We start from the raw sequence: 4261 nt of genomic DNA, 5'->3' as shown, positions 1-4261 counted from the left end.
CCGCAGCACCGCCAATGCCCCGCTCTGATCCCTCAGGAGGAACCGGACGCCATGAGCACTTCCCCCACCCTTCCCCGCCCGGCAGCGCAGGCTGCCGGCGGCCCGGCCCGTCCGGGAGCGGTGCTGACCCTGTCCTGCCCGCAGCGCGCCGGCATTGTCCACGCCGTCTCCCGCTTCCTGGTCGAGCACGGCTTCGACATCGCCGAGCACCAGCAGTTCGACGACGCCGTGGACGGGCGGCTGTTCCTGCGCACCGCCTTCTCCGCCGCGGAAGCGGTGGACGCCGGGGCCCTGGCGGAGGAATTCGCCCCGGTCGCGGCCGAGTTCGGCATGGACTACACCTTCCATGACGGCGCCCGGCCCAGGGTGCTGGTCATGGTCTCGAAATTCGGGCACTGCCTGCACGATCTGATCTACCGCTGGCAGACCGGAAGCCTGGCCGCGGACCTGGTCGCCGTGGTCTCCAACCATGAAGACCTGCGCCCCATGGCCGAGGCGGCGGGCCTGCCCTTCGTCCGCGTGCCGGTCAGCGCCCAGACCAAGCCGGCCGCCGAGGCGCGGCTGCTCGAACTGGTCGGGGCCTACCGGGCGGACCTGGTGGTGCTGGCCCGCTACATGCAGGTACTCTCCGATGACCTGTGCCGCAGGCTCGCCGGGCGGGCGATCAACATCCACCATTCCTTCCTGCCCGGCTTCAAGGGCGCCCGCCCCTACCACCAGGCGTACGAGCGCGGGGTCAAGCAGATCGGGGCCACCGCCCACTACGTGACCGCGGACCTGGACGAGGGCCCGATCATCGAGCAGGAAGTGATCCGGGTGGACCACCGGCTCGGCCCCGACCAGCTGGCCACCGTCGGCCGGGACGCCGAGGCGCTGGCCCTGGCCCGGGCGGTGCGCTGGCACGCCGAAAAGCGGGTGCTGCTCAACGGCCACCGCACCATCATCTTCACCTGATCCCGGCCGGACCCGTTCCGGCTCCCCCTTAGCCCCCGGGCCGCGGTGTCCGGGAATCCACCTGTGAAAGGCCCCTCATGCAAGCACCCCGCGTCGTGATCATCGGAGCCGGCATTGTCGGCGCCAACCTGGCCGACGAACTGACCGAGCGCGGCTGGACCGACGTCACCGTCCTGGACCAGGGCCCGATCCCGCTGACCGGCGGCTCCACCTCGCACGCCCCCGGCCTGGTCTTCCAGACCAATGCGTCCAAGACCATGACCGAATTCGCCGCCTACACCGGCCAAAAGCTCGCCTCCCTGGCCCGCGACGGCGCCCGGGCCTTCAACCCCGTGGGCGGCCTGGAGGTGGCCACCACGCCGGAGCGGCTGGAGGAGATCAAGCGCCGCCACGGCCTGGCCACCTCCTGGGGGCTGCAGGCCCGCCTGGTGGATGCGGCCGAGGCCAAGGCGCTGCACCCGCTGATCGAGGAGAGCATGGTGCTCGGCGGCCTGCACGTGCCCGGCGACGGGCTCGCCTCGTCCCTGCTCGCGGTGGAACTGCTGCGGGAGCGGGCCGAAGCCCGCGGCGCCCGGTTCATCGGCCGCACCCCGGTGACCGGCATCGAGCAGGCCGCCGGCCGGGTCACCGGCGTCCGCTCCGGGGACACGGTCTTCCCGGCCGACATCGTGGTCTCCGCCGCCGGCTTCTGGGGCCCGGCGGTCGGGGACCTGATCGGGATGCCCGTGCCGCTGGTGCCGCTGGCCCACCAGTACGTGACCACCACCCCGCTGGCCGAGCTGGCCGGGGAACCGGAGCAGGCGGTCGGCACCGGCAACAACGCCCGGCTGCCGATCCTGCGCCACCAGGACGAAGACCTCTACTTCCGCCAGCACGGTGCACGGCTGGGCATCGGCTCCTACGCGCACCGGCCGATCCCGGTCGGCTACGACGAGCTGCCCGGTGCCGAACAGATCAGCGAGCACGCCATGCCCTCCCGGCTGGCCTTCACCGCCGCGGACTTCGAGCAGCCGTGGAAGGCCTGCCGGCAGCTGCTGCCGGCCCTGCACCACACGGAGATCGACGACGCCTTCAACGGCATCTTCTCCTTCACCCCCGACGGCGGCTCGCTGGTGGGCGAATCCCGGGACCTGAAGGGCTTCTTCATCGCCGAGGCCGTCTGGGTCACGCACTCGGCCGGGGTGGCCAAGGCGGTGGCCGAACTGCTGGTCGACGGCCGGTCCGAAACGGACCTGCACGAGCTCGACGTCGCCCGCTTCGAGGAGATCCAGCTGCAGGACGAGTACGTGCTGGAGACCTCGCAGCAGAACTTCGTCGAGATCTACGACATCCGCCACCCGCTCGAGCCCCGCCGGTCGCCGCGGAACCTGCGCGTCTCCCCCTTCCACGCCCGCCAGGCCGAACTCGGGGCCTTCTTCCTCGAAAGCGCCGGCTGGGAGCGCCCGCACTGGTACGAAGCCAACGCCGGCCTGCTCGAGACCCTGCCGCGCAACTGGCAGCCGCCGGCCCGGGACCCCTGGTCGGCCAAGTTCGACTCCCCGATCGCCGCGGCCGAGGCGTACGCGACCCGCACCAACGTGGCGATGTACGACATGACCGCGCTCAAGCGGCTGGAGGTTTCCGGCCCCGGCGCGCTGGCGCTGCTGCAGCACCTGACCACCGGCCAGCTGGACAAGAGCATCGGCTCGGTCACCTACACCCTGATGCTGGACCAGGCCGGGGGCATCAGGAGCGACCTGACCGTGGCCCGGATCGCGGATGCGCTGTTCCAGGTCGGGGCCAACGGCGGACTGGACCTGGACTACATCGGCCGCCAGGCCGCCGCGCAGACCGAGGCGGACCCGCAGCAGTGGGTCCAGGTTAGGGACACCACCGGCGCCACCTGCTGCATCGGGCTCTGGGGCCCGCGCGCCCGCGACCTGCTCCAGCCGCTCACCCCCCAGGACCTGTCCAACGACGGGCTGAAATACTTCCGCGCCGCCAGCACCACCATCGCCGGCATCCCGGTGCGGCTGATGCGCCTGTCCTACGTCGGCGAACTCGGCTGGGAGATCTACACCAGCGCCGAATACGGCCTGCGGCTCTGGGACGCGCTGTGGGCCGCCGGCGCACCGCTGGGGGTCATCGCGGCCGGACGCAGCGCCTTCAACAGCCTGCGGCTGGAAAAGGGCTACCGCTCCTGGGGCACCGACATGGACACCGGGCACGACCCGGTCCAGGCCGGCCTCGGCTTCGCGGTCCGGGCCAACAAGGAGGACTTCGTCGGCAAGCAGGCCCTAAACCGGCGCACCGCCCGGCCCCCGGCCACCCGGCTGGCCTGCCTGACCGTCAACGACGGGGAATCCATGGTGCTGGGCAAGGAACCGGTCTACGTGGCCGGGCAGCCGGCCGGCTACATCACCAGCGCCGCCTACGGGCACACCGTGCACCGGCCGGTGGCCTACGCCTGGCTGCCCGGCACCGTGGCCGAGGGCGACACCGTGCAGATCGAATACTTCGGCCGGCGCATCGACGCCACCGTGGCGCCCGAGCCCCTGGTCGATCCGGAGATGAAGAAGATCCGCGCCTGAACCGCGACGGCTGCGGCCCCGGGACCGCCGGTCCCAAGGCCGCAGCCGTCGCCGGGCCGGGGCGCACGGCTACAGCGCGCTGCGCACCAGCCCTTCGAAGTGCGTGACGTGTTCCTCGGCCAGGGCCGCGGCCCGGTCCGCGTCGCCGTCGATCACCGCCTGCAGCAGCGCCTCGTGCTCCCGCACGTGCCCGGCGATCGGCGCCAGCCCGGCGAGGACGAAATTCCACATCCGCTGCGAGAGGCTGAAGTACTGGATCAGCGTCGCTTCCACATAGCTGTTGCGCATGACCGCATACACGGTGCGGTGGATCCGCTCGTCCAGGTCCATCGAGGCCTGGTTGGATTCCGCCGGGGCGTTTGCCAGCAACTGCAGGCACTCCTTCAGGCGCTGCCGGTCCCCGTCCGTGGCCAGTTCGGCCGCCCGGCGCGCCGCGAAACCTTCCAGCACCCGGCGGGCATCGGAAATGGCCTTCAGGTCCCGGATATTCACGTCGGCAATGATCGTGCCCCGGCGCGGATACACCGTGAGCATGCGGTCGGACTCCAGCCGCTTGACGGCCTCGCGCATCGGCGTGCGTCCCACCCCCAGCTCGGCCATCAGCGCCTCTTCGTCCAGGGCCGCCCCCGGCGGCAGGCGCATGTCGATAATGCGCCGGCGCAGTTCCAGATACGCATGCTCCGCCCGGGTCCGGCCGGCGGTACCCATCGCCTCCACAGTGCCCGGCCCTTCCCTCG

Annotated in this window: 3 protein-coding genes; 2 read left to right on the top strand and 1 reads right to left on the bottom strand. The window is 71.7% G+C overall.

Translation table 11 applies throughout. The annotated features are described in order from the left end of the window. Positions 1 to 51 precede the first annotated feature (51 nt). Together purU and ACFQ36_RS21100 are read left to right on the top strand one after the other, a co-directional pair. Complete coding sequence (gene purU, locus ACFQ36_RS21105) at positions 52 to 954, top strand: formyltetrahydrofolate deformylase (RefSeq protein WP_377017245.1); 903 nt, start codon at positions 52 to 54, stop codon at positions 952 to 954. A gap of 77 nt (positions 955 to 1031) precedes the next feature. Beyond that, positions 1032 to 3524 carry an FAD-dependent oxidoreductase gene (locus ACFQ36_RS21100; RefSeq protein WP_377017243.1) on the top strand — a complete coding sequence of 831 codons (2493 nt, stop codon included), beginning with the start codon at positions 1032 to 1034 and terminating at the stop codon, positions 3522 to 3524. Between the two features lie 69 nt (positions 3525 to 3593). Here the strand turns inward: ACFQ36_RS21100 and ACFQ36_RS21095 are convergent. Further along, the coding region (locus tag ACFQ36_RS21095; protein ID WP_377017241.1) for a GntR family transcriptional regulator at positions 3594 to 4261 on the bottom strand (668 nt) is incomplete at its 5' end.

This window comes from Arthrobacter sp. GCM10027362, assembly GCF_042679445.1.
In the GTDB taxonomy this organism is placed as follows: Bacteria; Actinomycetota; Actinomycetes; order Actinomycetales; family Micrococcaceae; genus Crystallibacter.
This window is presented reverse-complemented; position numbering and strand designations above follow the sequence as displayed.

Bases quoted from the DNA above. Each gene is read 5' to 3' on its own strand.
- purU (WP_377017245.1), top strand. From the start codon at position 52: ATGAGCACTTCCCCCACCCTTCCCCGCCCGGCAGCGCAGGCTGCCGGC.
- ACFQ36_RS21100 (WP_377017243.1), top strand. From the start codon at position 1,032: ATGCAAGCACCCCGCGTCGTGATCATCGGAGCCGGCATTGTCGGCGCC.